Raw genomic sequence first — 26,275 nt, 5'->3', positions numbered from 1 at the left:
GTGACGAATCCTTCGGCAGTGAACTGGCTCGATAAGGTCAAGTGGGACGCGCACGGCCTCGTGCCGGTGATCGCGCAAGAAGCGTCGACCAACGACGTGCTGATGTTCGCGTGGATGAACCGCGAGGCCCTCGCGAAGACCGTTGAGACCGGCCGCGCTGTGTATTTCTCGCGTTCGCGCCAGCGCCTGTGGTTCAAGGGCGAGGAGTCGGGCCACGTGCAGCATGTGCACGAAGTGCGGCTCGATTGCGACGAAGACGTCGTACTGCTGAAAGTCGAGCAGGTGTCGGGCATCGCATGCCACACCGGCCGCCACTCGTGCTTTTTCCAGAAATTCGAAGGCTCGGTGGACGACGGCGACTGGCAGGCCGTCGATCCCGTGCTGAAAGACCCCGAACACATCTACAAATGACGCAATCCATGCAAAACCCGTCGCCCGCCGAGGCTTCCACGCTCGACACGCTGCTGCGCCTCGCGGCGGTGATCGATGGCCGCAAGGGCGGCGATCCAGACACCTCGTACGTCTCGCGCCTGTTCCACAAGGGCGACGACGCGATTCTGAAGAAGATCGGCGAAGAAGCCACCGAAGTTGTGCTGGCCGCAAAGGACACGCGCCACGGCGGCGCGCCGAAGGCGCTGGTCGGCGAGGTCGCGGACCTGTGGTTCCACTGCCTCGTGATGTTGTCGCATTTCAATCTGAGCCCCGCCGACGTGATCGCCGAACTCGAGCGTCGCGAAGGCCTGTCGGGCATCGAGGAAAAGGCGCTGCGCAAGAGCCGCGAGCGTGAGGAAAACGGCGACTGAGCAGCCGGAGCGGAAATCTGGCGTTTCCGCTTGAACTCGCGCGCGCTGGCACCTATATAGCGGTAACCGCACCTTCGTGAGGACGCAAGCATGGAACAGCCGCAAGGAAGCTATCCGCCGCCGGTCTACCGCCACGCGATGGAGCCTGAGCGGGAGCGCAGCCTGCGCACGCTCACGCACGTGCTGTACGCGCTGTATGCGGTCCATTGGCTGACCGGCGGGCTCACCATCCTGATCGCGATCATCATCAACTACGTGAAACGGCCAGACGTGGCCGGCACGCCGTACGAAGCGCACTTCGAATGGCAGATTCGCACGTTCTGGATGGGCCTCGTCGGCTATGCGATCGGCGCGTTGCTATTGGTCGTCGTGATCGGCATTCCGGTGCTGTGGGCGGTCAGCATATGGATGTTGTACCGTATTATCAAAGGCTGGCTGTATCTGTACGATAACAAGCCATTCGCGAATCCGGCCGGCTGGGTCTGAACGCTAGCCGGTCCGAACGCGCGGACCGGCAGTCGGGTCGAACCTCGTCGCGTGCGGCTTCGCTCGCCTAAGTCATACCAGGAATACGATGAGTCACGATCCGAACTGTCTTTTCTGCAAGATTGCCGCTGGCGAAATCCCCTCGACCAGAGTCCACGAAGACGACGAGTTCGTCGCATTCCGCGACATCCGTCCGGCGGCCGAAACGCATGTGCTGGTGATCCCTCGCAAGCACATTGCAACGCTGTCGAACTGCACGGAAAGCGACGCGCCTCTGCTTGGTAGAATGCTTGTCTTGGCCGCTCGACTGGCCGAGCAATTGGGGGTCGCGTATAGCGGCGGCGAAACGGGCTTTCGCACGGTAATCAATACCGGTCCGGGCGGTGGTCAGGAGGTGTATCACCTGCACGCGCACATTCTCGCGGGACCGCGCCCGTGGCATCGCATGGGCTGAGCGGGGGCGCATGGGTTGCACGCGCCGCGTAGCGAGAGCACACCGCTGCGAGTTTTGGTCGAGGACAATAGCGCCGCCGTTATTTTTACCGCTGTGTAATACCGTCGACGTGATCGCCTGACCACAATGACGGCGATTCACACTGCGGCGCACCTTGCGAGCGCGGTGGCGCGACCTGCGGTAACGTAGAGATAGAGGCAGACGAAGCGCACGCGCTTCAGGTTAGGCAAATTTGCCGCATCGAGATGCGGCGTCGGGGTTAAGGAGAGTAGTCATGGGTTCGTTGAGTATTTGGCATTGGTTGATCGTTCTGTTGATCGTCGCACTCGTGTTCGGCACGAAGAAGCTGCGCAACATCGGCAGCGATCTGGGCGGCGCTGTGAAGGGCTTCAAGGAAGGCATGAAGGAAGCCGAATCGCCGTCGGCCGACGCGCAACAGCAGCGCGAACTGCCGCGCAACGGCGCGGTGGACGTCGAAGCGAAAGAAAAGACGCAGCAATCGGGCGATTACCGCTAAGCCGCGGCGTTTGCGCCGTTCCCGCGTTTCTGACGGACATTCCACTTCATGCTGGACCTCGGTCTAACCAAGATGGCGCTGATTGGCGTCGTCGCGCTGGTCGTCCTCGGGCCTGAGCGCCTGCCGCGTGTCGCCCGCACGGCTGGCGCGCTGTTCGGCCGCGCACAGCGGTACATCAACGACGTGAAGGCCGAAGTCACGCGCGAAATCGAGCTCGACGAATTGCGGCGCATGAAGACCGAGTTCGAGAAGGCCGCGAGCAACGTCGAAACGACAGTTCAGGATAATCTGCGCAAGCATGAGAATGAACTGAACGAGGCGTGGAAGAGTGGTACGTCGGTGTCGCCGAGCATCGCCGGCGGCGCGCTCGAAGACGCCGGCAGCGGCGTCAGCGGCAGCGCCGGTGCCAACTCGTGGCCCGTCAGTACGCCGGCCGCCGCGCCCAAACGCAAGACCTGGCGCGTCCAGCAGAGCGCCACCCCCACCTGGTACAAGCGAGCGAGCCTGCGCCGCACGCGCGTGCAGTCGGGCGCCGCGCGCGTTGCGCGGCACACACCTGCCAACCTGCGTCGTCCGACGCGGTTTTTCTGATGTTCAGATCGACAATCTCTAACCGAGGGCCGGTGTGAGCGACCCCCAGCAATCCCAGAACGAAGGCGCCGAAGAGACCTTCATTTCCCACCTCGTCGAACTGCGTGACCGCATCATCCGTGCGGGGCTCGCCGTCATCGTCGTGTTTATCGGGCTCGTGTACTGGGCACCGGATATCTTCAGATTGCTCGCGCGTCCGCTGATGATGAATCTGCCGAAGGACGGCAAGATGATCGTCACCGACGTCACCGGCTCGTTCTTCGTGCCGATGAAGGTGACGATGCTGGTCGCTTTCGTGATCGCGCTGCCGGTCGTGCTGTACCAGATCTGGGCGTTCGTCGCGCCGGGGCTCTATCAGCACGAGAAGAAGCTGGTCGCGCCGCTGGTGGCGAGCAGCTACACGCTGTTCCTGTGCGGCATGGCGTTCGCGTACTTCGTCGTGTTTCCGACCATCTTCCGCGTGATGGCGCACTACAACGCGCCGCTCGGCGCGGAAATGACAACCGATATCGACAATTACCTGAGCTTCGTGCTGACGATGTTCATCGCGTTCGGTGTCACGTTCGAGGTGCCGATCGTCGTCGTGCTGCTGGTGCGGATGAACGTGGTAACGCTGAAGAAGCTGAAGGAGATCCGGCCGTATGTGATCGTCGGCGCGTTCGTGGTGTCGGCCGTCGTAACGCCGCCCGACGTGTTTTCGCAGCTGATTCTCGCGGTTCCGCTGATTCTGCTGTACGAAGCCGGCATCGTCGCGGCGCGGTTGATCGTCGGCAAGCAGCCGGTGGTTGTCGAGGATGCGAGTCCGCCGCCGTCTAGTTGAGGTGCCGCGAGCCGGTGCCGGGCGTCAAATGAAAAGGGCAGTCCATCGGACTGCCCTTTTTCGTTGCGTTGAGTCGCGGCCTTGACCTCAACCGCCCTCGTCATCCGGCTGATCGCCGCCGTTTTCGTCTTCCGGCTGTTTCGGCGGCGGCGGGCGTTTGCCGATCATCACGTCGAGATCGATCTGATGGCCTTTGCGCACCAGATGGACTTTTGCCGCCGTGCCTGGCTTGATCTGCGCGATCACGTTCAACAGGCGCGTGGTATCGGTGATCACCTGGCCGTTCACGCTCGTCAGAATGTCGCCGGGCTTGATGCCCGCGCGGTCGGCCGGGCCGCTTTTCAGCACCCCGGCGACGATCGCGCCCGACTTCTGATCGAGCCCGAACGACTCCGCGATCTCCGGCGTCACGTCCTGCGGTTCGACACCGATCCAGCCGCGCGTGACCGTACCGGTCGTGATGATGCTCTCGAGCACGCTGCGCGCGGTCGACACTGGAATCGCGAAGCCGATGCCGAGCGAGCCGCCCGAGCGCGAGTAGATCGCGGTGTTGATACCGAGCAGATTGCCGTTCACGTCGACGAGCGCACCGCCCGAGTTGCCGGGGTTGATCGGCGCGTCGGTCTGGATGAAGTTTTCGAACGTATTGATGCCGAGGTGGTTGCGGCCCAGCGCGCTGACGATGCCCATCGTCACGGTCTGCCCGACGCCGAACGGATTACCGATCGCCAGCACGACGTCGCCGACGCGGATCTGGTCCATCCGGCCGAGCGTGATGGTGGGCAGATTGCTCATGTTGACCTTGAGCACGGCCAGATCAGTCTCCGGGTCGATGCCGATGACCTTCGCGCTGGCGGTGCGGCCGTCGGCGAGCGCGACTTCGATCTGATCGGCGCCGTCGACGACGTGCTGGTTCGTTAGAATGTAACCTTCCGAACTCACTATCACGCCTGAGCCGAGATTCGAGGCAGGCTGCTCCTGCTGCTTGCGATTGTTCCTGTCGCCGAAGAAGTAGCGGAACAGTGGATCTTTGGCGCGCGGGTCGGGCGGCAGCGAGCCATCCTTGCTGGAGAACACGTTGACGACCGCGGGCATCGCCTTTTGCGCCGCTTCGGCATAGGACGTTTCGGCATGCCCTTTGCTGATGCCCGGCGCCACTTCCCGCAGCGCCACGATCGGTTCGGCGAGTTGTCTGCCGAATTGTGCTTGACGCTGCAGCCACTGCGGTTTGAGGGTCGCAATGATGAACATCAGCGCCAACAGCACCGTCACCGCTTGGGCAAATAACAGCCAAAAGCGTCTAAGCATCTGAAGACAAGAGGTCTATATGGATCGGATTGAACTTGAATTGTACTTGAACAATCTCCTTGAAACCGCGCGCTTCAAGGACTATTGCCCGAACGGACTGCAGGTCGAAGGCCGCCGCCGGATCAACAAACTCGCGACCGGCGTGACCGCGTCGGTGGCCTTCCTCGAGGCCGCGCTCGACTGGGGCGCGGACGCCGTGCTGGTCCATCACGGCTACTTCTGGCGCAACGAGGCGCCGCAGATCACCGGCCGCAAGCATGCTCGACTGAAGCTGCTGCTCGCCAACGACCTGAACCTGTTCGCCTATCACCTGCCGCTCGACGATCACCCCGAGTTCGGCAACAACGCGCAGATCGGCGAGAAGATGGGCTGGATCAGCGACGCACGTTTCGGCGACAACGATCTCGGCTGGCTCGCCACGTTGCCGATGCCGATTTCGCTGTCGCATCTGAGCGCGGAAATCGAGCAGACGCTGGGCCGCACGCCGCTCGTGTTCGGCGATCCCGATATGCAGCTGCGCCGCGTCGGCTGGTGCACGGGCGCCGCGCAAGGGATGTTCGACGCGGCGATCAACGCGGGCGTCGACGCCTACGTGACTGGCGAAGTATCGGAGTCGGTGATGCATACGGCGGCGGAAAGCGGCGTCGCGTTTCTCGCGGCCGGCCACCACGCGACCGAACGCTTCGGCGTGCAGGCGGTGGGCAAGCATCTGTCCGAATCGTTCGATATCGAACACCTGTTTATTGACATTCCGAATCCCGTTTGAATTGCGAATTGCATTAACGAAGAAAAAGGCGCGAATACCGTAGAAGGCGCTTAAAAGGAGGTGGAAAAAAGTTTGCGATCGGTACGGACAAACCCTGAGTTATCAAGGGCTTCGCACGGTTTTTGGCAATCGGCCCTTGTAAATGGCGACTCCATTCGAGCAAACTAGCGGCGGTAGAAGCGACGTGAAGGAAAAATCCAACTCAGAAGTGGGGCGTGTGATGCGAGACAAAGAAGAGGAACGCGTCGATGGCAGCCGCCGTAACTGGCTGGTAGCGACGACCGTAGCAGGCGGCATAGGAGGTGTTGCCGTTGTCGTACCCTTTGTTAGTTCGTTTGCACCATCCGAAAAGGCCAAGGCCGCAGGGGCCCCGGTCGAAGTCGATATCAGTGGTCTGAAGCCCGGCGACATGATGACGGTCGCCTGGCGTGGCAAGCCGGTGTGGATCATCAACCGCACCGACCGCATGCTCGCCGATGTTCAAAAAGCCGATAGCCAGGTAGCGGACCCCCACACGGAGAATCCCTTCTCGATGCCGCTGCCGGACTACTGCAACAACGAATTCCGTTCACGCGCCGAGAACAAGCATCTGCTGGTTGCCGTCGCCGTTTGCACGCATCTGGGCTGCACGCCGACGCCGCGCTTCCAGGAAGGCCCGCAGGCCAATCTGCCCGACGACTGGCCCGGCGGCTTTCTGTGCCCGTGCCACGGCTCGACCTACGACATGGCCGGCCGCGTCTTCAAGAACAAACCCGCCCCGCAGAACCTCGACATCCCACGCTTCATGTTCACGTCGGCGACGGCCCTTGTGATCGGGAAGGACGAAAAAGGAGAAGCGTAATGGCGAGCGAACACGAAGTAGAGACGACCGGGCTGGCTGGTTGGATCGACCAGCGCTTCCCGATGACTGCCACGTGGAAGAAGCACGTTTCCGAGTACTACGCGCCGAAGAACTTCAACTTCTGGTACTTCTTCGGTTCGCTTGCATTGCTGGTGCTGGTCAACCAGATCGTCACCGGCATCTGGCTGACGATGAACTACAAGCCCGATGCGACGCTTGCGTTCGCGTCGGTCGAGTACATCATGCGCGAGGTGCCGTGGGGCTGGCTGATCCGCTACATGCACTCGACGGGTGCGTCGATGTTCTTCGTCGTCGTGTATCTGCACATGTTTCGCGGGCTTTTGTATGGCTCCTACCGCAAGCCGCGCGAGCTGGTGTGGATTTTCGGCTGCCTGATCTTCCTGTGTCTGATGGCCGAGGCGTTCTTCGGCTACCTGCTGCCGTGGGGCCAGATGTCGTTCTGGGGCGCGCAGGTGATCGTGAATCTGTTCTCGGCGATTCCGTTCATCGGTCCTGATCTGTCGCTGTGGATTCGCGGCGACTACGTCGTCTCCGACGTCACGCTCAACCGCTTCTTCGCGTTCCACGTGATCGCGATTCCGCTGGTGCTGGTCGGCCTCGTGATCGCGCACCTCGTCGCGCTGCACGAAGTCGGCTCGAACAACCCGGATGGCATCGAGATCAAGGCGAAGAAGGGGCCGGATGGCGTGCCGCTCGACGGTATTCCGTTCCACCCGTACTACTCGGTGCACGACTTCATGGGTGTGGCGATCTTCCTGCTGATCTTCGCGGCGATCATCTTCTTCGGGCCGGAAATGGGCGGGTACTTCCTTGAAGCGAACAACTTCGTTCCCGCGAATCCGCTGCAGACGCCGCCGGAAATTGCGCCAGTCTGGTACTTCACCGCTTTTTATGCGATGCTGCGCGCCACCACCGATCCATTCAAGATCGTGCTGATGATCGTCATCGCGCTACTCGGGTTGCTCGCGCTGGTGCGCGCACGCGGCAAGTGGAAGATCGGGTTGCCGGTTCTCGCGGTGCTGGTGATCGTTGCGATGGTGTTCACCGAATCGAAGTTCTGGGGCGTCGTAGTGATGGGCAGCGCGGTGATTTCGCTCTTCTTCCTGCCGTGGCTGGACCGCTCGCCGGTCAGGTCGATTCGCTACCGGCCGTTCTTCCACAAGGTTTTCTTCGGGATCTTCGTGATCGCGTTCCTTACGCTCGGCTTCCTCGGCACGCGGCCGCCATCGCCCGCCGCGACGCTGATCGCGCAGATCTGCGCGCTGGTCTACTTCGCTTTTTTCCTCGGCATGCCCTTCTGGACGCGGCTTGGCAAGTTCAAGCAGCCACCGGAACGGGTGCGGTTCAAGCCTCACTAATCGCGAGCCAGGAGAACACGAAGATGAAAAAACTGCTTTCGATGTGCGCGCTGGTCGGCGCGACCGTGCTTGCGCTGCTGGCCGCTCCGGTCCACGCGGACGAGAATTTCCCGCTCAATCGCGCGCCGGACAACACGAACAATTTCGCTTCTTTGCAGCGCGGCGCGCAATTGTTTGTAAACTACTGCCTGAATTGCCACAGCGCGAACCTGATGCGCTACAACCGCCTGACCGATCTCGGCATTACGCCGAACGAAGTCCAGGCGAATCTGCTGTTCACCACCGACAAGGTCGGCAACACGATGACCGTGGCGATGCGCCCGGACGACGCGAAAGCGTGGTTCGGGGCGACGCCGCCGGATTTGTCGGTGGAGGCGCGGGCGCGGGGCACGGACTGGCTGTACACGTATCTGCGCAGTTTTTACCGCGACGATACGCGGCCGACCGGCTGGAACAATCTGGTGTACGAGAACGTGAGCATGCCTCACGTGCTGTGGCAGCTTCAGGGGCAGCGAGCGGCAAAATTCGGTGATGAAACCGACGAAAAAACCGGCGAAAAGGTACACAAATTCCTCGGTTTCCAGCAACTCACTCCGGGGACGATGTCGCCGGTAGATTATGATTCTGCTGTGGCCGACCTCGTGTCGTACCTGTCATGGATGTCCGAACCGACGCAGCAAACCCGCAAGCAACTTGGCGTGTGGGTGCTGTTGTTCCTCGGTATCCTGAGCTTTTTCGCCTGGCGACTGAACGCCGCGTACTGGAAACATATCAAATAATCACGCCGCTATACGGCGTGGGGCCGGCGCCAGGAAAGACCTGCTGAACGGTTTTTCCGTGCGCTGGCCCTTCAGCTTTTTGAGGAAACGTAAACATGATGGTTCTGTATTCCGGCACTACTTGCCCGTTCTCCCAGCGTTGCCGGCTGGTGTTGTTCGAAAAGGGCATGGACTTCGAGATCCGCGACGTCGACCTGTTCAACAAGCCGGAAGACATCGCCGTGATGAATCCGTATGGTCAGGTGCCGATTCTCGTCGAACGGGACCTGATTCTGTACGAATCGAACATCATCAACGAGTACATCGACGAGCGTTTCCCGCACCCGCAGCTGATGCCGGCCGATCCGGTGCAGCGCGCGCGGGCACGCCTGTTCCTGCTCAACTTCGAGAAAGAGCTGTTCGTCCACGTCGGCACGCTCGAAAACGAGAAGGGCAAAGCAGCGGAGAAGAATCACGAGAAGGCGCGCCTCGCGATCCGCGATCGCCTGACGCAGCTCGCGCCGATCTTCCTGAAAAACAAGTACATGCTCGGCGAAGAGTTCTCGATGCTCGACGTCGCGATCGCACCGCTGCTGTGGCGCCTCGACCACTACGGTATCGAGCTGTCGAAGAACGCCGCACCGCTGATGAAGTACGCCGAGCGCATTTTTAGCCGCCCGGCTTATATCGAAGCGCTGACGCCGTCGGAAAAGGTGATGCGTCGTTGAGTTTGGCTTTGGTGCGCGGGCGCCGCATCGCTTCGATGCGCACCCGCGTCCGCAAGAGGACTGTTGATGCAAGAGATTTCCACGAAGCCTTATCTGCTGCGCGCGCTTTATGAGTGGTGCACGGATAACGGCTACACACCGCACATCGCGGTCCGCGTCGACAATCAGACGCGCGTGCCGCGTCAGTTCGTGCGAGACAACGAGATCGTGTTGAACATCAGCTTCGAGGCGACCAGCCAGCTGCAGATGGGCAACGAGTGGATCGAGTTTAACGCGCGCTTCTCCGGCAAGTCGCACAAGATCGAAGTGCCGGTCGCCAATATTCTCGCGATCTACGCGCGCGAGAACGGCCAGGGTATGGCGTTCCCGGTGGAATCGGCGGGCGGCGAGGCTCAGGATTCCGGCGCGGATGCCGCGGACGAAGCCGACACGCCGGCGGCGCCGCGCGCCGTCGAAACCGCGCCGGCCGACCCGGCCGCGGCCAGCGACGCCGACGACAAACCGCAACCCGACGATGATGGATCGAAAGGTGGCGGAAGGGCTCGCCTTAAGATCGTGAAATGAAGTAGAATCACGGCCTCATGCCGGCTTAGCTCATCAGGTAGAGCGCTTGACTTGTAATCATGAGGTGGCGGGTTCGAGTCCTGCAGCCGGCACCAGATTGCTTTATCAGCAGTAACTGGAAATCCTTGAAAACCCCGTCGAAGCACACGCTTCGGCGGGGTTTTTCTTTTTCGGCGGTCGAGTCGGCAAGCCAGACGACTTGACCTCGCCGCCGTCCATGCACAGCGTCGATCCGGTCATCCAGCGTGCTGCTGGCGATATGACGAAAGCCATCAGCTCCGCAATTTCCTCCGCTGTGCCATAGCGCGAGATGCCAGCAACGGCAGACAGAGATCGAGATCGACACCGAGCGCTTTCACGCCCGCCTGCTCGGGCTAGGACGTCGTTTCGTCGAGATTCGGTCGATTGCGCGCCGCCGGCACGTTCGAATCAAAATCGCCCGACCCGCGTGCGCGACAGTTGTTTTCACCTGCCGAGGGCGGTTTTTTCGTCTTTCGCCCATGCCGGAAAGACGTGAATGCGGCGTGAGGTGAGCCGCCGGATGGCTCAAAAATCCCGATAATCTCTTTCACCTTGTCGATAGTAGACTTTTTAGTCTTCGATCGGCGCGCCAAAATGCAGCGTGGCCTAAGGTGCGACGTCTGATGGCTCAAAAATCACGATATCTCCTTCACCTTGTCGATCCTGGACGTTTTAGTATCCATTTGCCGAACTTCGCTCCTATCACAGCCAAAGGTGAGCAACAGAATGGCAGCAAATTCACGATATCTCTTTCACCTTGTCGATTATGGACTATGTAGTCTGAATCTGGCCGCGAAATGCCACCCCGCGCGCTAAGGTGCGCCGCCGAACGGCTCAAAAATCACAATAACTCTTTCACCTTGTCCATTGTGGACTTGGTTGTCCAAATTCAGCGCGTCTAAACTTACCTGATCTTCGTCCCCAATCCATGCCGCGCCGTGAAGCCGCACGGCGGCGGTACGGTACTATTCGGGCGTCGCCCCGGGATGGCGGGCAGCCGCCAGACGTTCCGGTCCGCTGCCGCGGTTAACTTCGCCGGCGACGTCACATCGACTCCATTGCACCATGACCAGCCCCGCAACTCTCACCTGGCCTGAAGCCGACGGCTCGCGCACCGCACGCTGGCGCTCCGAAGCGGCCGTGCCGCCGCCGAAGCGCGTCGTCGTCGCCGACGACCGCACCACTGCCGACTCGGCCTACCGCCTCGCCTGCGAAGGCACCGCGCTGTTGTGGCACGGCGACTTCCAGAACGCGCGCCAACTGTTGCAGGCGGTCGCGCGTCGGCTCGAACGCAAGCCGCGCAAGCAAGGCGCGACACCGCTCGACGCGTTCAACCTGCATCGGCAGGCGCAGTCGCAGCGCGCGCGCACGCTCGGCATGATCCTGATTCCGCTCGATGCGGACTACGGCATTTCCCTGCGCCGCGCGCCCGACGTGCGGCAGGCCTGCATCGAAGCGTACGGACCGGCGACCGGCGAGGCGTCGGTCGTGTCGTTGCGCGAGTTGCTCGGTTTGATCGGCGCGCATGAATGGCGCAAGAAGGGTGTCGAGATCGCGGCGCTCGGCGAGCGCATTCATCCGCATTACGGCGTGTTCTCACCGGTGCGCGGCGAGTACGTCGATCTGGTCGCGCGCACGGCGCTACCGTCGCTGGACCTCGCATTCGATATCGGCACCGGCACCGGCGTGCTGGCCGCGCTGCTGGCTAAACGCGGCGTGCGCAAGATCGTCGCGACGGACCAGGATGCGCGCGCGCTGGCGTGTGCGCGTGAAAATCTCGTCCGTCTTGGGTACGCCGGGCAGGTCGAGATCGTACAGGCCGATCTGTTTCCGGACGGCCGGGCACCGCTCGTCGTCTGCAATCCGCCGTGGGTGCCGGCGCGGCCCGCGTCGCCGCTCGAATACGCGGTCTATGATCCGGACAGCCGGATGCTGCTCGGCTTCCTGAACGGGCTCGCCGATCATCTGACGCCGGGCGGCGAGGGCTGGCTGATCATTTCGGATTTCGCCGAGCACCTCGGGTTGCGCACGCGCGAATGGCTGTTGGCGGCGATCGAGCAGGCGGGGCTCAGTGTAGTGGGACGCGAGGACATTCGTCCACGGCATCCGAAGGCCAGCGATCAGAACGATCCGCTGTATGTTGCGCGAGCCGCCGAGATCACGTCGTTGTGGCGGCTCAAGGTGCGGTGACGGCGAGTGCGCGCGTCACGCCGATGCGCGGCGCGCGTCCAGATACGCGCATGCGCCCCGGCCGGCCACCAGCCCGCTAGCAAAACAGGCCGTCAGCAGAAAACCGCCGGTCGGTGCTTCCCAGTCGAGCATTTCGCCCGCGCAGAATGCGCCGGGCATCCGGTCGATCATCAGATGCGCGTCCAGCGCCTCGAAGGGGATGCCACCCGCCGTGCTGATCGCTTCGTCGATCGGTCGCGCGCGCAGCAGTCGCACCGGCAGCGCCTTGATCTCCTGGGCGAGGCCGCGCGCATCGGCGAATGCTTCTTTCGACAGAATCTCGTGCAACAGCGCCAGCTTGACGCCGCCGATGCCGATCCGCCCATGCAGATGACTCGCGATCGAGCGTGAGCCGCGCGGCCGCGTCACTTCCTCGATGACTCGCTCGAGCGGCAGGCCCGGCAGGAGATCCAGCGAGATGGTGACCTCACCGTCGGCCAGAATCCGCTCGCGGATCGGCGCCGACAGCGCGTAAATCAGGCTCCCTTCGAGGCCGGTTTCGGTCAGAAGTATTTCACCTTGTCGATTGTGGACTTTTCCGTCTACATCGGTGAAGGAGATCGCGATCGTCTTGATCGGCTGACCGGCGAAACGCTCGCGCAGATACGGGCTCCAGTCCGCGTCGAAGCCGCAGTTCGCGGGGCGCAGTGGCGTCACCGGCACTTCGCGCGACGTCATCAGCGGCACCCACGCGGCGTCGGAGCCGAGCCGCGGCCAACTCCCGCCGCCGAGCGCGAACACGACCGCGCCGTAGCGCACCGTCTGTTCACCGTCGGGCGTGGCGAAGCGCAGCGCGTGCGCGGCGTTGTCTTCCGACACTGACGCCCAGCCGTTCCACTTGTGACGCATGTGGAACTGCACGCCCGCTTCGCGCAGCCGATGCAGCCACGCGCGCAGCATCGGTGCGGCCTTCATGTCGGACGGAAACACGCGCCCCGAACTGCCAACGAACGTCTCAACGCCCAACTCGCGCAACCAGGCGCGCAGCGCGTCCGGACCGAATGCGTCGAGCAGCGGCGCGATGCGCGCGCGGCGCGCGCCATAGCGGTCGAGAAACGGCTCGAGCGCTTCCGAATGCGTGATGTTCATGCCGCCTTTGCCCGCCATCAGGAACTTGCGGCCGACCGACGGCATCGCGTCATATACGTGGACTTGCACGCCGCGCCGGGCAAGCGTCTCGGCGGCCATCAGGCCGGCGGGGCCGCCGCCGATTACGGCGACGCGGGCGGAATCGAGCGAGGAGGGCATGCGGTTCGGCGAATCTGCGGGGGAAAAGGCGGTGCGCCGCCAGCGACCGAACGGACGGGCGGCGCGAAGGGCGTTATTGTCACACCGCGCGCGGCGCGCGGCAAACGCCGTCGAACGCAGTCGAACTTCGTTCACCGCTTGGCTCGCGCCGCACGCGACCTATACTTTTCACACATCTTCCATCGGACGTCGTTCGCGTCGTTCCCTCGCGTCAATTCCCATCACATCACTTGCGACGCAGCCACTGCGGCGCGCTTCACTGCCGCGCGCCGGCAGCCGACGCCCATCGCCTGTCGAATCGATGGAAGAGTCGATCGTCTGGTTCAAGGAGATTGTCATGACCCGCAAATACATCGACTGCCGCGAATTTCCGAGCGAAATGAACTGCACCGTCGCGATGTCCGCCGACAGCGACAGCGAGCTGCTCGAAGCCGCGGTCCAGCATGCCGTCAGCGTTCACAAGCACGCGGATTCGCCGGAACTGCGCGCGCAGCTGAAGACGCTATTTCATGAGGGAACGCCGCCGGCCGAGGCGCCGCGCGCTTGAGATACCCGTGCAAGGGGAGTGTGGAAGCCCGCGTCGCGAGCGGCATCTAGCCGCCGCGCGCGATCGTGTAGCAGCAGTGTTGTGGTGAACGCGATACGCGAAACGCGATACCAAGCCATCCTAACCGAGATGCCGACGCGCTAGCCCGGATACGCCTCATCGACCTTCAGTCCGGCGAGCTTGAAGATCACCCGCAACGTCTGCGGCTTGATGTCGCGTCGCGACGCGAGCGTCGTCATCACGAAGTCGAGCACCTTGGCGTACTTGAGCATCGTCAGGCAAGTTTCGAGGTCGACGTTGCCGTCGCGCATGACCTCGGCGAGCCGCAGCATTTCCGTGGAGATGTCGCGAGCCATCTCCAGTTCGAGTTGCTGTTTCTCCGACCATGCCGGCGCGGTGGTCAGCTTCGCCAGCATTTCCTGAAACTTCTGTTCGACATTTCCGTTGGGTACCGTATCCATTGCCGCCTCTTCTGTGATCATCCGAGCGCGCGACCGGTTGCGAAGCCGGCCGCTGCTGGTTACGTAACGTTCGGCCCGCGTTGCGGGACCGCTCTCCCCACATGCATCCGCTTCGCGTGTCCGGTCGCACGGCCGGACAGCCTCCTGTTTTCGGCGACACGGCCTGCGCCCGCGGGCTCAGCCGGCGCGCAAGCTGTTTTCAGCCATTATCGAGACACTTCCGCGCGGCGCCTGTCGAGCAGGAAGTGTTCCCAGCAGAGCACCGATGTCGCGTCGTCCGCGCGGCGTGCTCGCTGGGAATGTCGCAGTTTGGGTAAACTGGCAGTAACTTTTCTCTTTTTCCGTCATCTGTCGCACGTTCGCGCTGCGATTGATGGCGACCCACACGATGTCCGGCAAAACCCACGAAATCCGTCCCAACCAGTCCGTCGAACTGCTCAAAGAGCTCCACATCCTCACGCGCGACGGCAAGATGAATCAGGACAGCCGTCGCAAGCTGAAGCAGGTCTACCACCTGTTCCAGTTCATCGAGCCGCTGCTCAAGGACCTGAAGGACCAGCAGGGCTCGCTGACGCTCGTCGATCACGGCGCGGGCAAGTCATACCTCGGTTTTATCCTCTACGACCTGTTTTTCAAGGAGTTTCAGGACGCCGCTGGTGGGGCTTCGCACATTTATGGCATCGAAACGCGCGAAGAGCTGGTGACGAAGTCCGAAGAGCTGGCGGCGCGGCTCGGCTTCAAGGGGATGTCGTTTCTGAATCTGTCGGTGGCCGAGTCGATCACGTCGACGCGGCTGCCCGCCGAAATCGACATCGTGACCGCGCTGCACGCGTGCAATACCGCCACCGACGACGCGATCCGTTTCGCGCTCGAAAAGCACGCGAAGTACATCGTCGTCGTGCCGTGCTGCCAGGCCGAGGTGGCCGGCGTGCTGCGGCAGAACAAGGGCAAGGCGCTGAAGAACGCGCTCACGGAAATCTGGCGGCATCCGCTGCACACGCGCGAATTCGGCAGTCAGATCACGAACGTGCTGCGCTGTCTGCAACTCGAGGCGCATGGCTATCAGGTCAGCGTGACCGAGCTGGTCGGCTGGGAACACTCGATGAAAAACGAGCTGATCATCGCGCAGTACAAGGATCTGCCACGGCGCCGGCCGGCTGAGCGGCTCGGCGAAGTGCTGGACACGCTCGGGCTCGATGCGCTGAAGGAGCGGTTTTTCGTGCCGGCCTGAGGCGCAGCCTGGCGCTTCACCTAGCGCTTCATCAACGCATCCCAGCCGGCGAGGCCAATGCGCCGCAGCGTTTCCTGATTGCGCTCATAAATCTCTTCGGCGTCGGGAAAGGCCTGTACCGCCCGCTCGATGCTGTCTTCACGCAGCAGATGCAGGATCGGATAGGGCGCCCGGTTCGTGTAGTTTTCGATGTCGTCGGGCTCGCTGCCTTCGAACTGGTAGCGCGGATGGAAGCTCGCGATCTGAATCACGCCTTCGAGCCGCAGTTGCTGGATCAGGCGGTCGGCGAAGAACAGGCAGTCGTTGAAGTCGAGAAAGTCGCCGAACGCGCGAGGCAGGATCAGCAGCGTCGTGTCGATGGCGGCGGGGTCGGCGGCGACGAGCGTCTGCAGTTCAGCTTCCAGGTCGGAGAGTACCGCTTCGAGCGTGTCCGCTTCGCTCACCGCATAGCGAATCTGCTCCTTCACATGCACGGCCTTCGCGAACGGGCACAGGTTCAAGCCGATCACGGCTTCCGTCAGCCAGTGACGGGTCGTGGCAATAACGGCATCGTGGGATTCGGCGGGCAACGGCATGGCGGACGGATGCGACGAGGAAACGCGCAATTCTAAAGGACCCACTGACGGACTGACTCAGCGAGCCTGCCTGTCCCCGCAAGCGGCCGCAATCAACTGCGCGGCGACTTTCGGCGCGGCGAGGATCGGCCCGCAGCCCGGCCCGTAAGTCTGGCTCGCCGCGTACACGCCCTCGATCAGCAGACCGAGCCCATCGGCAAGCGCTTGCGGATCGTCGGCGCCGGCCGCCGTCGACAGTTCGACGAGGCGCGCCATCAAGCGCTGCTTGTTGCGGAATACGAACTGCCGCGCCGGATGCGCGGTATCCGAAAACTCCACCGACACGTTCACGAACGGGCAGCCGCGGTAATGATCGACCGAGGCGCGCACTGCGAGGTCGTCGAAGTACTGCTGAAGCTGCTTCGCCGGCTCGCCCGGATGCTTCGCGAAACTCTTCTCGACGTAGCCGAAGAACTGCTCGTCCTTCTGTTCTAGATACGCTATTACCAGCTCGTCCTTCGACGAAAACTGCCGGTACAGGCTCATTTTGTTCACACCCGCGCGCTCGACCACCGCATCGACGCCTACCGTGCGCACGCCCTCGCGATAGAACAACTCGCTAGCCGCGCGCAGCAGATGCTGTTGCGCCTGCGGCCCGGCGGTCTGTGCGCCGCGCGCGCGCCGTGAGCGAGTAGTGGCGGGCTTGAGAGTTTCGCTGTCGGACATGGCAAGTCACCCGATTGAATTGACGCCTTGACATGTTACCGACCAGTAACTAACATCGCAACACTATTGTGACTGATCTGTCACAAATCATTTACCGAAGTCGTAACAGTAACAATACGAACGATGCCGCCACCCCGGCCGCGTCGATTGGAGAACCGATGAACTGGGCTGCGCGACTGATAGGCGGACGTTTCCACTATGGCTGGTTGACCGTCGCCGTGGTGTTTCTCGTGTTGCTCGCGGCGGCGGGTACGCGCGCGACGCCGAGCGTGATGATGGTGCCGCTCGAGCACCAGTTCGGCTGGAGCCGCGCGACGATTTCGCTCGCGATCTCGGTGAACATCGCGCTGTACGGGTTGATGGGGCCGTTCGCGGCCGCCGCGATGCAGCGCTTCGGTGTACGTCCGACGCTACTGGCGGCGCTCGGTACGATGGCCGCGGGCGTCGCGCTGTCGTCGCTGATGGCGCATCCGTGGCAGATGGTGTTGATCTGGGGTGTGATGGTCGGCGGATCGACCGGAGTCGCGGCGCTGTCGCTGTCGGCGACCGTCGTGACGCGCTGGTTCACGACGCGCCGCGGTCTCGTGATGGGTATCCTGACCGCCAGCTCGGCGACCGGCCAGCTGGTGTTCCTGCCGCTGCTCGCGGCCATCGCCGAGCATTACGGCTGGCGCCAGGTCGTCTGGGTCGTCGCGCTCGCGGCGGGCATCGTGATTCCGCTCGTCGCGTTCCTGCTGCCCGAGCATCCGGCCGACATGCAGTTGCGCCCATACGGCGAACCGCACGACGCGCCGATTACCACGACCGTCACCAGGCAGAATCCGCTCGCGATCGCGTTCGGCACGCTCGCGTCGGCGAGCAAAACGCGCGATTTCTGGCTGCTGTTCTTCAGCTTCTTCATTTGCGGCGCGAGCACCAATGGCTACGTCGGCACCCATCTGATCGCGATGTGCGGCGACTACGGGATGACCGAAGTGCAGGGCGCGTCGCTGCTCGCGGCGATGGGCGTGTTCGACCTGTTCGGCACGACGCTGTCGGGCTGGCTGTCGGATCGCTTCAATAGCCGCGTGCTGCTGTTCTGGTACTACGGGCTGCGCGGCCTGTCGCTGATGTATCTGCCGCACGCGTTCGGCATCGACTTTTTCGGGTTGCCGCTGTTCGCGGTGTTCTACGGTCTCGACTGGATCGCCACGGTGCCGCCGACCGTGCGTCTCGCCACCGACGTCTACGGCAAGGAATCGGCGCCGATCGTGTTCGGCTGGGTGGTCGCCGGCCACCAGCTCGGCGCGGCGTTCGCGGCGCTCGGCGCGGGCATGCTGCGCGCGAGCCTCGGCACTTATACGGTCGCGTCGATGATTTCCGGCGGCTTGTGCCTGATCGCCGCGGTGATCGTGCTGCGCATCAACCGCCCGGCCAAAGTGCCGGCACCGCAGGCAATCTGAATCGCCTTCGCGAACCGCGCAGATTCACCGTTAGCAAAGCAACGGCGCACGGCCCATAACGGGCCGTGCGCGCTTTTTCATCCAGCGCGCATAGCCCCCCGCCGCAAGTTGGAGCGCGCACCGAAAGCCCGTTATGCTATGTGGCCTCGGGCAACCGCCCGACCATCATGAATTTCTACCGAGAGAAGCGCATGGCCAAGAAACCCGCCTCAACCGAAGTTGCCATTCACGAGCTGATTGCAGGCCGTTGGAGCCCGCGCGCGTATTCGAGCGAGCCGGTCAGCCGCGATCAATTGCGCGCCGTGCTCGAAGCGGCGCGCTGGGCGCCGTCCTCGTATAACGCGCAGCCCTGGCGTTTTGTCGTATTCGATCGCAGCGTCGATGAAGTCGCGTTCAAGAAGGCTTTCGCCACGCTCGTGCCGTTCAACCAGGGCTGGAATGCGCCCGCGCCGGTGCTGATCGCGGTCACCGCGCACACCCTGACCAACAAGGGCGACGTCAATCGCTGCGCGCTCTATGACGCGGGCGCGGCGGCGATGTCGCTGGTGCTGCAGGCGCACGCGCTCGGCCTCGCCGCGCACCAGATGAGCGGCTTCGACGTGAACGCGTTCCGCACCACCTTCGAATTGCCGAAAGACGTCGAGCCGATCGCGATGATCTCGCTTGGCCATTACGGCGACGTCGACAAACTGGACCCCGTCCTGCGCGAACGCGAGAAGGCGCCGCGTCAGCGCGTGGCGCTCGCGGAAATCGCGTACGGCGGCGGCTGGAAGAAGGCGTTTTGAGCAACGGATTCGCGGCGCTTGCCGCGTGACTTCGCCAGGCAGTCAGGTACGCGCGGCACGGTCCGCGCGTTTTTCATCGGCGCTGTGTGCGCCGAGCTCTTCATCCGTCACGCTCGACAGCGGTGCCGCCACATGCTCGAGCGGCTTGCGCTCAGCGTCGACACCCCAGATCGCTGCGACGAGCGCCGCCGCGAGCATCAAGCCCGAGCCGACCAGATAGCCCGAAAACACTTCGCTGCGCTGATGCGTGTCGATCAGCCGACCGAAAAACGCCGGCCCGATGATGCCGCCCAGCGCGGTGCCGAACGCATAGAAAACCGCGATCGCGAGCGCGCGGATTTCGAGCGGAAACGATTCGCTGACGGTCAGATACGCGGAACTCGCGGCCGCTGACGCGAAGAAGAAAATCACCATCCAGGCGACCGTCTGCGTGACGACGGTGAGCAGTTGCTGCTCGAACAGATAGCCCGACAGCGTCAGCAGGATCGCCGACATCGCGTACGTCGCGGCGATCATCTTGCGTCGGCCGATCACATCGAATAGCCGCCCGAGCACGAGCGGCCCCAGGAAATTACCGAGCGCGAAAGGCAGCAGATACCAGCCGATGTCGCCGCCCGGCACGTGATAGAAGTCGGTGAGGACGAGCGCGTAGGTGAAAAAGATCGCGTTGTAGAAGAATGCCTGTGCGGTCATCAACGTGAGACCGACCAGCGAGCGGCGCCGGTGCACGTTGAACAGCGTATGGAACACCTCGCGTAACGGTGTATGGTCGCGCGCACGCAGACGTAGCCGCGTGAGGGCGTCGTCGGCGAGCGTGTGGCCGTCCTCGCGAAAACGCGTTTCGATGCCCTCGACGATCGTCCGTGCGTCACGCTCGTCACCATGCGTGAGCAGCCAGCGTGGGCTTTCGGGTATCCAGATGCGCATCGGCAGAATCCCGAGCGCGAGCACCGCGCCGATGAAAAAACACGCGCGCCAGCCCCAGTCGGAAGGCAGCAGATGCGGGTCGAGCAGTACCAGCGAGCCCGCGGCGCCGAGCCCCGCGCCAACCCAGAACGTGCCGTTGATGCCGAGGTCGGTCCAGCCGCGCACGCGTGCCGGCGTGAATTCCTGGATCGTCGAGTTGATCGCCGTGTATTCGCCGCCGATACCCGCGCCGGTCAGGAAGCGGAACAGCATGAAGCTCATCAGATTCCACGACAGCGCGGTCGCCGCGGTCGCGGCCAGATAAAGCGTCAGCGTGATGAAAAACAGCTTGCGGCGGCCAAGCCGGTCGGTCAGCCAGCCGAAACCGAGTGCGCCGAGCACCGCGCCGGCAATGTACGCGCTGCCCGCAAGGCCGACGTCGGCATTCGAAAAGCGCAGCGCCGGGCTGGTTTTCAGCGCGCTCGCGACCGCGCCCGCCAGCGTCACTTCGAGCCCGTCGAGCAGCCACGTCACGCCGAGCGCGACTACGATCAGGGTGTGAAAGCGGCCCCACGGCAGGCGGTCTAGCCGCGACGGTAGGTCGGTTTCGATCAGCATGGCGTGGTGGGCATCGACGGCGGCGGTGGGCGGCACGCTCATACGCGAAGTCTCCTCGATGGCGAAATGCGGCGGCGTATCCGGTCCGATCCAGCAAGATCTGTTCCGCGCCACGATTTCGGACGATCTTGCCGCGGTTCCGTCAGCTTCAGTTGATGCTGCCGGAGTTTTCGTGATACAAAGCCGCTCCCCTTTCTGTGCGCGCCAGCCGTGAGCGGCCATTCCTGCCATGAACTATTGCGCGATTGACTTCGGTACTTCCAATTCGGCCGTTGCGATTCCGAGCGGCCCGCAGCTGAAGCTGGCGCCGGTCGAAGGCGCGTACACGACGCTGCCCACGGCGGTCTTCTTCAATACCGACGAAAACACCACCGAATTCGGGCGCGCGGCGCTTGCCGCCTACATCGACGGTTTCGACGGCCGGTTGATGCGCTCGATGAAAAGCATTCTCGGCTCGCCGCTCGCCGAAAATACGACCGATCTCGGCGATGGCACTGCGATCAAGTACACCGACGTGATCGCGACCTTCCTGACCCATCTGAAGCGCGCGGCCGAGGCGAGCGCCGGCGGCGCGATCGAGCGGGCCGTGCTGGGCCGCCCGGTGTTCTTCGTCGACGACGACCCGCGCGCCGACCAGATGGCGCAGCAACAGCTCGAAGCCGCTGCGCGCACGGTCGGCTTGCGCGATATCCACTTTCAGTATGAACCGATCGCCGCTGCGTTCGACTATGAATCGCATCTGAGCGCCGAAGGACTCGTGCTTGTGGCGGACATCGGCGGTGGTACGTCGGACTTTTCGCTCGTGCGAGTGGGGCCGGAACGGATGAAGCGCGTCGAACGCAAGGACGACGTGCTCGCGCATCACGGTGTGCACGTCGCGGGTACGGACTTCGACCGGCGCGTCGAACTCGTGACGATCCTGCGCGAACTCGGTTATCAATCGCTAGATCCGCAAGGGCGCGAAATCCCGAATCGGATTTATTTCGATCTCGCGACCTGGCACCTGATCAACACCGTCTACACGCCGAAGCGCGTCAGCGAACTCGCATTGATGCGGCACCTTTTCACCGAAACGAAGCACCACGACCGGCTGATGCGCGTGGTCGAGCAGCGTTTTGGGCACGCGCTCGCGGCGCACGCGGAAGAGGCGAAGATCGGCGTGGCGGCGGGCGGCGAGACCGTGATCGATCTCGAGCAAGTGGAAGAGGATCTGCGCCTCGCCTTCGACGAAGCGCAACTCGTCAAAGCCGGAGAGGACGAAACGCGACGCATCGTGCAGGCCGCGCGCGATACGGTGCAGGCGGCGGGTGTCGCACCGCGCGACGTCGACGCGATTTATTTCACCGGCGGTTCGACCGGCCTCGCGTTTCTGTCGGGCGCGCTGGCGGCGGCGTTCCCGGACGCGAAAGCGGTGTTCGGCGATCGTCTCGCGAGCGTGGCGACTGGCCTCGGTATTCATGCCCGGCGCATGTTCGGATAATCGCGAATAATCGGAAAATAATCCGCCGCGAATTGCGAATACGGCAATTTAATCATTGATTTCGATTTGCCGCCGATAAAGAAAAAACCCCGCCGAGGCGGGGTTTTTTGCGTCCAGAAGGAAGCTAGAAGCTTACACCGGCTTGATGTTAGCTGCTTGCTTGCCCTTCGGGCCCGTCTTCACTTCAAACGTGACCTTTTGGTTTTCTTGCAGCGTCTTGAAGCCGTCGACGCGAATTTCCGAGAAATGCGCGAACAGATCTTCACCGCCGCCGTCCGGAGTGATGAAGCCAAAGCCCTTAGCGTCGTTGAACCACTTGACGGTACCGGTTTCCATATTACTTTTTCCTAAAAATGGTGAATAAGGCCGAAGCCCGGGGTGCATGAAAATCAAGGAAGGGGGTAATGGGACCAACCGGAGTACCGTTGATGGGCGAACTACGAAAGAACCACTTCACTCGCCACTTGAAATCCTGCTGGAACGTTATACGGCGAATTCGGACGAAGGTCAACAGTCTGCACGAAACTTATCGGACTGGCGCGATGGTTTCTTACAAAATTTACATATCTGGACGATCTTTTGCCAGGGAGAACCCTTAGTCGGTTTCCCTGCAGCAACGCGGTGCAACCGTTAAACTACGCGCCGCGCGTCGGTTGCACCTATTCCGCATCTGGACGCGCTTTCATGCGCGTCACCACGTCCTCACCGCCACGAGCGATGTCACGCGGTGCCGACATGGTTCTGATTTAGGAGAAGACGTGAAAAGTTCTATACAACGGAACATCGGGCCATTCGCGCTGATGCTGACCGGTCTGGGCTCGATCATCGGATCGGGCTGGCTGTTCGGCGCGTGGAAGGCTGCAAAGATTGCCGGTCCCGCTGCAATTTGCGCATGGATCATCGGCGCGGTCGTGATTCTCGCGATTGCGCTGACCTACGCGGAACTCGGCGCGATGTTTCCGGAATCTGGCGGGATGGTGCGCTATGCGCGCTACTCGCACGGCGCGCTGGTCGGTTTCATCAGCGCGTGGGCCAACTGGATCGCGATCGTGTCGGTGATTCCAATCGAGGCCGAAGCATCGATTCAATACATGAGCACGTGGCCCTATCCGTGGGCGCATGCGCTGTTCGTCGACGGTTCATTGACTACCAACGGCCTGGTGTTGTCGGCCGGCCTCGTGATCATCTACTTCCTGCTCAACTACTGGGGCGTCAAGCTGTTCGCGCGCGCGAATTCCGCGATCACGATCTTCAAATTCCTGATCCCGGGCGCAACGATCGTCGGTCTGATGATGACCGGCGTCCACACCGAGAACTTCGGCCAGGCGAGCACATTCGCGCCGTACGGCTGGTCGGCGGTGCTGACCGCGGTCGCGACGAGTGGGATCGTGTTCGCGTTCAATGGTTTCCAGAGTCCGGTCAACCTGGCCGGTGAAGCGCGCAATCCGGCGAGGAGCGTGCCGTTCGCGGTGATCGGCTCGATCCTGCTCGCGCTCGTAATCTATGTGTTGCTGCAGATCGCGTACATCGGCGCCGTGAATCCGGCCGACGTGATGAAGGGCTGGAGCCACTTCAACTTCGCTTCGCCGTTCGCGGAGCTGGCGATCGCGCTGAACCTGAACTGGCTGGCGTTCCTGCTGTACGTCGACGCGTTCGTCAGCCCGAGCGGCACCGGTACGACCTATATGGCGACCACGACGCGGATGATCTACGCGATGGAGCGCAACAACACCATGCCAAAAATTTTCGGACAGGTGCATCCGTTGTACGGCGTGCCGCGTCAGGCGATGTGGTTCAACCTGTTCGTGTCGTTCATCTTCCTGTTCTTCTTCCGCGGCTGGAGCTCGCTCGCGGCGGTGATTTCGGTTGCGACCGTGATCTCGTACTTGACCGGCCCGATTAGCCTGATGGCGCTGCGTCGCGCGGCAACCGATCTCGAGCGCCCGCTGCATATCGCCGGCATGAAGGTGATTGCGCCGTTCGCGTTCGTCTGCGCGTCGCTGATCCTGTACTGGGCGAAGTGGCCGCTGACCGGCGAAATCATTCTCCTGATGGTCGTCGCGTTGCCGGTGTACTTCTACTTCCAGGCCAAGCAGGGCTTCGAGGGCTGGAACCGCGATCTGAAGGCCGCCTGGTGGCTGGTCGCGTACCTGCCGATCATGGCGATCCTGTCGCTGATCGGCAGCAAGCAGTTCGGCGGCTTCGGCGTCCTGCCGTACGGCTGGGACATGCTCGTCGTGATCGCCTTCTCGTTGGTGTTCTACTTCTGGGGCGTGAACAGCGGCTATCGTTCGGAGTATCTGGACGAGCGGCTCGTGCACGACGAAGTGCTCGAAGGTATCGGCGCGCACTGAGCGTTCGTCCAAGCGAAGGGGCCGCTCGAAGCGGGGCCTTCACGTTAGAAAAAAGCCCGCCTGATCGATGATCAGGCGGGCTTTTTCGTTGGTCGTTACGGCTGGCTGGTTCCGCGGCGGATCAGGCGGTGCCGAACACGTAGTTCGTCATCGCGAGTGAGCGCTGGTAGGTGCCGAGCGACTGGATCGCAAGCGAATAGTCGTCGTCGGCGGCGCCGAGGGCGGCGAACACCGGCAACAGATGCTCGTCGGTCGGATGCATCAGCACCGCGTGCGGCGCCTGGCGGCGATAGTCGAGCAGCGCGTCGATATCGCGCGCGACGAGCTTGTCTTCGAACCAGTCGGTGAATTCGGTCACGCGCGGATCGGCGTCTTCCGGGCGAGCGGAGAAATCGGCGGCGCGCAGGTTATGGGTGATCTGACCGGAGCCGACCACCATCACGCCTTCGTCTTTCAGCGCGCGCAGCGCCCGGCCGACGCGGAAATGATGCGCGGCGTCCTTGTGCGGCTGGATCGACAGTTGCGCGATCGGCACGTCCGCTTGCGGGAACATCAGCAGCATCGGCACCCATGCGCCGTGGTCGAGTCCGTGCGGCTGCACGTCCGCGACGATGCCGCTCGCGCCGAGCAGCGCGGCGGCGCTGCGCGCGACGTCGGGTGCGCCCGGTGCCGGGTATTGGATTTCGTAGAGCTGGCGCGGAAAGCCATAAAAATCGTGGATGGTTTCAGGCGCCGTCGCGATGCTGGCGAGTGGCTGCGCGGTGCCCCAGTGCGCCGACAGCATCAGGATTGCCTCGGGACGGGGCAATTGCGTGCCGAGCGCGCCGAACTCGGCGGACGGCATCGACGGATCGATCGGCAACGTGGGCGAGCCGTGGGACAGAAAGAGCGAAGGTAAGCGGTTCATGACAGCAACGCGGCCGTGACAGCACGGCACGGAGAAATTGGGTTACTACCAATATAAGTCCACACGCCAGCTTGATAAATGGGCTCGCGGGGAATTGATTGTGTCGTGATTGTTGTTAATTATTGTTGCCGCAGCTAATCCTGCGCGTCCCGCAGTCCTTGCCATGCCGGCGACAACGCCGGTCCCAGCGCAAACAGATCGAGCACGCGTGCGACCGTGTGGTCGACCATCTCGTCGATCGAAGCAGGCTGGTTATAGAACGCGGGCAGAGGCGGGAAGATCACGCCGCCCATTTCGGTGACGGCCGTCATATTGCGCAGATGCGCGAGGTTGAACGGCGTTTCGCGCACCAGCAGCACGAGGCGGCGACGCTCCTTCAGGGTGACGTCGGCGGCGCGGGTGATCAGGTTGTCGGCGAAACCGTGCGCGATGCTCGCGAGCGTTTTCATCGAGCAGGGCGCGACGACCATCCCGTCGGTCGCGAACGAGCCGGACGCGATGCTTGCGCCGACGTCGCGCACCGAATGGACGACATCCGCGAGCGGATGCACGTCTTCTTTGCCCAACTGGAGTTCATGCTGGATGTTGAGCCAACCCGCGCTCGAAATCAGCAGGTGGCTCTCGACGCCGCCGAGCCGCCGCAACGTCTCGAGCAGCCGGATGCCGTAGATGGCGCCGGTGGCGCCGGTGATCGCGACGATCAGCCGGCGGGGCGCCGCGGTGCGTGCTTGCTGCATGGCTTGCGGCGCCT

General features: G+C 62.8%; 30 protein-coding genes and 1 tRNA gene. 21 read left to right on the top strand and 10 right to left on the bottom strand.

What is annotated here, in order from left to right; genetic code table 11:
• The 7 genes from hisI (at window position 1) to tatC (ending at window position 3,671) form a co-directional block, all read left to right on the top strand.
• Complete coding sequence (gene hisI, locus VSR82_RS29980; protein WP_429461762.1) at window positions 1-411, top strand: phosphoribosyl-AMP cyclohydrolase; 411 nt, start codon at window positions 1-3, stop codon at window positions 409-411.
• Complete coding sequence (locus VSR82_RS29975) at window positions 408-803, top strand: phosphoribosyl-ATP diphosphatase (RefSeq protein ID WP_368584346.1); 396 nt, start codon at window positions 408-410, stop codon at window positions 801-803. The genes hisI and VSR82_RS29975 overlap by 4 nt, the downstream gene beginning before the upstream one ends.
• Before the next feature lie 90 nt (window positions 804-893).
• Window positions 894-1,289, top strand: a complete 396-nt coding sequence (locus VSR82_RS29970) for a DUF4870 family protein (protein WP_013090690.1) — start codon at window positions 894-896, stop codon at window positions 1,287-1,289.
• Window positions 1,290-1,377: 88 nt separating this feature from the next.
• Window positions 1,378-1,743, top strand: a complete 366-nt coding sequence (locus tag VSR82_RS29965) for a histidine triad nucleotide-binding protein (RefSeq protein ID WP_013090689.1) — start codon at window positions 1,378-1,380, stop codon at window positions 1,741-1,743.
• Between the two features lie 274 nt (window positions 1,744-2,017).
• Window positions 2,018-2,260: a Sec-independent protein translocase subunit TatA gene (tatA, locus tag VSR82_RS29960; protein ID WP_013090688.1), complete on the top strand. Its 243-nt coding sequence runs from the start codon at window positions 2,018-2,020 to the stop codon at window positions 2,258-2,260.
• Between the two features lie 48 nt (window positions 2,261-2,308).
• Window positions 2,309-2,851 carry a Sec-independent protein translocase protein TatB gene (gene tatB, locus VSR82_RS29955; protein WP_429461765.1) on the top strand — a complete coding sequence of 181 codons (543 nt, stop codon included), beginning with the start codon at window positions 2,309-2,311 and terminating at the stop codon, window positions 2,849-2,851.
• A 34-nt stretch (window positions 2,852-2,885) separates the two neighbouring features.
• Window positions 2,886-3,671: a twin-arginine translocase subunit TatC gene (gene tatC / locus VSR82_RS29950; RefSeq protein WP_368584344.1), complete on the top strand. Its 786-nt coding sequence runs from the start codon at window positions 2,886-2,888 to the stop codon at window positions 3,669-3,671.
• An 87-nt stretch (window positions 3,672-3,758) separates the two neighbouring features.
• Here the strand turns inward: tatC and VSR82_RS29945 are convergent, their stop codons facing one another.
• On the bottom strand, window positions 3,759-4,979 hold the full coding sequence (locus tag VSR82_RS29945; RefSeq protein WP_368584343.1) for a Do family serine endopeptidase: 1,221 nt from the start codon (window positions 4,977-4,979) through the stop codon (window positions 3,759-3,761).
• 19 nt (window positions 4,980-4,998) lie between these two features.
• On the opposite strand from VSR82_RS29945, the gene VSR82_RS29940 reads away from it, so the two are divergent.
• The 7 genes from VSR82_RS29940 to VSR82_RS29910 all read left to right on the top strand — a co-directional run bounded on the left by VSR82_RS29940 (window position 4,999) and on the right by VSR82_RS29910 (window position 10,110).
• On the top strand, window positions 4,999-5,745 hold the full coding sequence (locus VSR82_RS29940; RefSeq protein ID WP_429461768.1) for a Nif3-like dinuclear metal center hexameric protein: 747 nt from the start codon (window positions 4,999-5,001) through the stop codon (window positions 5,743-5,745).
• Window positions 5,746-5,965: 220 nt separating this feature from the next.
• Window positions 5,966-6,586, top strand: a complete 621-nt coding sequence (petA, locus tag VSR82_RS29935; RefSeq protein WP_368584399.1) for a ubiquinol-cytochrome c reductase iron-sulfur subunit — start codon at window positions 5,966-5,968, stop codon at window positions 6,584-6,586.
• Window positions 6,586-7,965: a cytochrome b gene (locus VSR82_RS29930; RefSeq protein ID WP_368584341.1), complete on the top strand. Its 1,380-nt coding sequence runs from the start codon at window positions 6,586-6,588 to the stop codon at window positions 7,963-7,965. Before petA ends, VSR82_RS29930 begins: the two co-directional genes overlap by 1 nt.
• Before the next feature lie 23 nt (window positions 7,966-7,988).
• The gene (locus tag VSR82_RS29925; RefSeq protein ID WP_368584340.1) at window positions 7,989-8,744 is read left to right on the top strand and encodes a cytochrome c1; all 756 of its coding nucleotides are present in this window, start codon (window positions 7,989-7,991) and stop codon (window positions 8,742-8,744) included.
• 95 nt (window positions 8,745-8,839) lie between these two features.
• Window positions 8,840-9,451: a glutathione S-transferase N-terminal domain-containing protein gene (locus VSR82_RS29920; RefSeq protein ID WP_006052302.1), complete on the top strand. Its 612-nt coding sequence runs from the start codon at window positions 8,840-8,842 to the stop codon at window positions 9,449-9,451.
• 66 nt (window positions 9,452-9,517) lie between these two features.
• Window positions 9,518-10,015, top strand: a complete 498-nt coding sequence (locus VSR82_RS29915) for a ClpXP protease specificity-enhancing factor (protein WP_410850241.1) — start codon at window positions 9,518-9,520, stop codon at window positions 10,013-10,015.
• Between the two features lie 19 nt (window positions 10,016-10,034).
• A tRNA-Thr gene (locus VSR82_RS29910) sits at window positions 10,035-10,110 on the top strand.
• A 10-nt stretch (window positions 10,111-10,120) separates the two neighbouring features.
• On the opposite strand, the gene VSR82_RS29905 is transcribed toward VSR82_RS29910, so the two are convergent.
• The gene (locus VSR82_RS29905) at window positions 10,121-10,345 is read right to left on the bottom strand and encodes an SDR family oxidoreductase (RefSeq protein WP_429461966.1); all 225 of its coding nucleotides are present in this window, start codon (window positions 10,343-10,345) and stop codon (window positions 10,121-10,123) included.
• Window positions 10,346-11,101: 756 nt separating this feature from the next.
• On the opposite strand from VSR82_RS29905, the gene VSR82_RS29900 reads away from it, so the two are divergent.
• On the top strand, window positions 11,102-12,226 hold the full coding sequence (locus VSR82_RS29900) for a methyltransferase (RefSeq protein ID WP_429461771.1): 1,125 nt from the start codon (window positions 11,102-11,104) through the stop codon (window positions 12,224-12,226).
• A 15-nt stretch (window positions 12,227-12,241) separates the two neighbouring features.
• On the opposite strand, the gene VSR82_RS29895 is transcribed toward VSR82_RS29900, so the two are convergent.
• Window positions 12,242-13,513, bottom strand: coding sequence for a TIGR03862 family flavoprotein (locus VSR82_RS29895; RefSeq protein ID WP_429461773.1), 1,272 nt, complete (start codon window positions 13,511-13,513; stop codon window positions 12,242-12,244).
• A gap of 337 nt (window positions 13,514-13,850) precedes the next feature.
• Between VSR82_RS29895 and VSR82_RS29890 the strand changes: the two genes are divergently transcribed.
• On the top strand, window positions 13,851-14,060 hold the full coding sequence (locus tag VSR82_RS29890) for a DUF1059 domain-containing protein (RefSeq protein ID WP_176124292.1): 210 nt from the start codon (window positions 13,851-13,853) through the stop codon (window positions 14,058-14,060).
• Between the two features lie 140 nt (window positions 14,061-14,200).
• Here the strand turns inward: VSR82_RS29890 and VSR82_RS29885 are convergent, their stop codons facing one another.
• The gene (locus tag VSR82_RS29885; RefSeq protein WP_013090673.1) at window positions 14,201-14,521 is read right to left on the bottom strand and encodes a type II toxin-antitoxin system HicA family toxin; all 321 of its coding nucleotides are present in this window, start codon (window positions 14,519-14,521) and stop codon (window positions 14,201-14,203) included.
• A 388-nt stretch (window positions 14,522-14,909) separates the two neighbouring features.
• On the opposite strand from VSR82_RS29885, the gene VSR82_RS29880 reads away from it, so the two are divergent.
• Complete coding sequence (locus tag VSR82_RS29880) at window positions 14,910-15,752, top strand: class I SAM-dependent methyltransferase (protein WP_176124293.1); 843 nt, start codon at window positions 14,910-14,912, stop codon at window positions 15,750-15,752.
• Between the two features lie 20 nt (window positions 15,753-15,772).
• Here VSR82_RS29880 and VSR82_RS29875 read toward each other — a convergent pair whose 3' ends face one another.
• Both VSR82_RS29875 and VSR82_RS29870 read right to left on the bottom strand, forming a co-directional pair.
• Window positions 15,773-16,327, bottom strand: coding sequence for a DUF1415 domain-containing protein (locus VSR82_RS29875; protein WP_368584336.1), 555 nt, complete (start codon window positions 16,325-16,327; stop codon window positions 15,773-15,775).
• Between the two features lie 57 nt (window positions 16,328-16,384).
• Window positions 16,385-17,032, bottom strand: coding sequence for a TetR/AcrR family transcriptional regulator (locus tag VSR82_RS29870; protein WP_429461775.1), 648 nt, complete (start codon window positions 17,030-17,032; stop codon window positions 16,385-16,387).
• Between the two features lie 158 nt (window positions 17,033-17,190).
• On the opposite strand from VSR82_RS29870, the gene VSR82_RS29865 reads away from it, so the two are divergent.
• Together VSR82_RS29865 and VSR82_RS29860 are read left to right on the top strand one after the other, a co-directional pair.
• Window positions 17,191-18,474, top strand: coding sequence for an MFS transporter (locus tag VSR82_RS29865; protein WP_410850246.1), 1,284 nt, complete (start codon window positions 17,191-17,193; stop codon window positions 18,472-18,474).
• Window positions 18,475-18,665: 191 nt separating this feature from the next.
• Window positions 18,666-19,259, top strand: a complete 594-nt coding sequence (locus VSR82_RS29860) for a nitroreductase family protein (RefSeq protein WP_184141689.1) — start codon at window positions 18,666-18,668, stop codon at window positions 19,257-19,259.
• 42 nt (window positions 19,260-19,301) lie between these two features.
• Here the strand turns inward: VSR82_RS29860 and VSR82_RS29855 are convergent, their stop codons facing one another.
• On the bottom strand, window positions 19,302-20,825 hold the full coding sequence (locus VSR82_RS29855) for an MFS transporter (protein ID WP_368584334.1): 1,524 nt from the start codon (window positions 20,823-20,825) through the stop codon (window positions 19,302-19,304).
• Window positions 20,826-21,012: 187 nt separating this feature from the next.
• On the opposite strand from VSR82_RS29855, the gene VSR82_RS29850 reads away from it, so the two are divergent.
• Window positions 21,013-22,263, top strand: coding sequence for an Hsp70 family protein (locus tag VSR82_RS29850; protein ID WP_429461778.1), 1,251 nt, complete (start codon window positions 21,013-21,015; stop codon window positions 22,261-22,263).
• 132 nt (window positions 22,264-22,395) lie between these two features.
• Here VSR82_RS29850 and VSR82_RS29845 read toward each other — a convergent pair whose 3' ends face one another.
• Window positions 22,396-22,599 (bottom strand): cold-shock protein, encoded by a 204-nt coding sequence (locus VSR82_RS29845; protein WP_013090665.1) that lies wholly within the window; start codon window positions 22,597-22,599, stop codon window positions 22,396-22,398.
• A 422-nt stretch (window positions 22,600-23,021) separates the two neighbouring features.
• Here VSR82_RS29845 and VSR82_RS29840 point away from each other — a divergent pair, with 422 nt between their 5' ends.
• Window positions 23,022-24,617: an APC family permease gene (locus VSR82_RS29840; RefSeq protein ID WP_429461783.1), complete on the top strand. Its 1,596-nt coding sequence runs from the start codon at window positions 23,022-23,024 to the stop codon at window positions 24,615-24,617.
• A gap of 121 nt (window positions 24,618-24,738) precedes the next feature.
• On the opposite strand, the gene VSR82_RS29835 is transcribed toward VSR82_RS29840, so the two are convergent.
• Together VSR82_RS29835 and VSR82_RS29830 are read right to left on the bottom strand one after the other, a co-directional pair.
• Window positions 24,739-25,524, bottom strand: a complete 786-nt coding sequence (locus tag VSR82_RS29835) for a DODA-type extradiol aromatic ring-opening family dioxygenase (RefSeq protein WP_152853639.1) — start codon at window positions 25,522-25,524, stop codon at window positions 24,739-24,741.
• A gap of 134 nt (window positions 25,525-25,658) precedes the next feature.
• Window positions 25,659-26,261 (bottom strand): UbiX family flavin prenyltransferase, encoded by a 603-nt coding sequence (locus tag VSR82_RS29830; protein WP_429461785.1) that lies wholly within the window; start codon window positions 26,259-26,261, stop codon window positions 25,659-25,661.
• Between the last annotated feature and the right edge of the window lie 14 nt (window positions 26,262-26,275).

It is taken from the genome of Burkholderia sp. JPY481, assembly GCF_038900515.1.
Classification (GTDB): Bacteria; Pseudomonadota; Gammaproteobacteria; order Burkholderiales; family Burkholderiaceae; genus Paraburkholderia; species Paraburkholderia youngii.
This window is presented reverse-complemented; position numbering and strand designations above follow the sequence as displayed.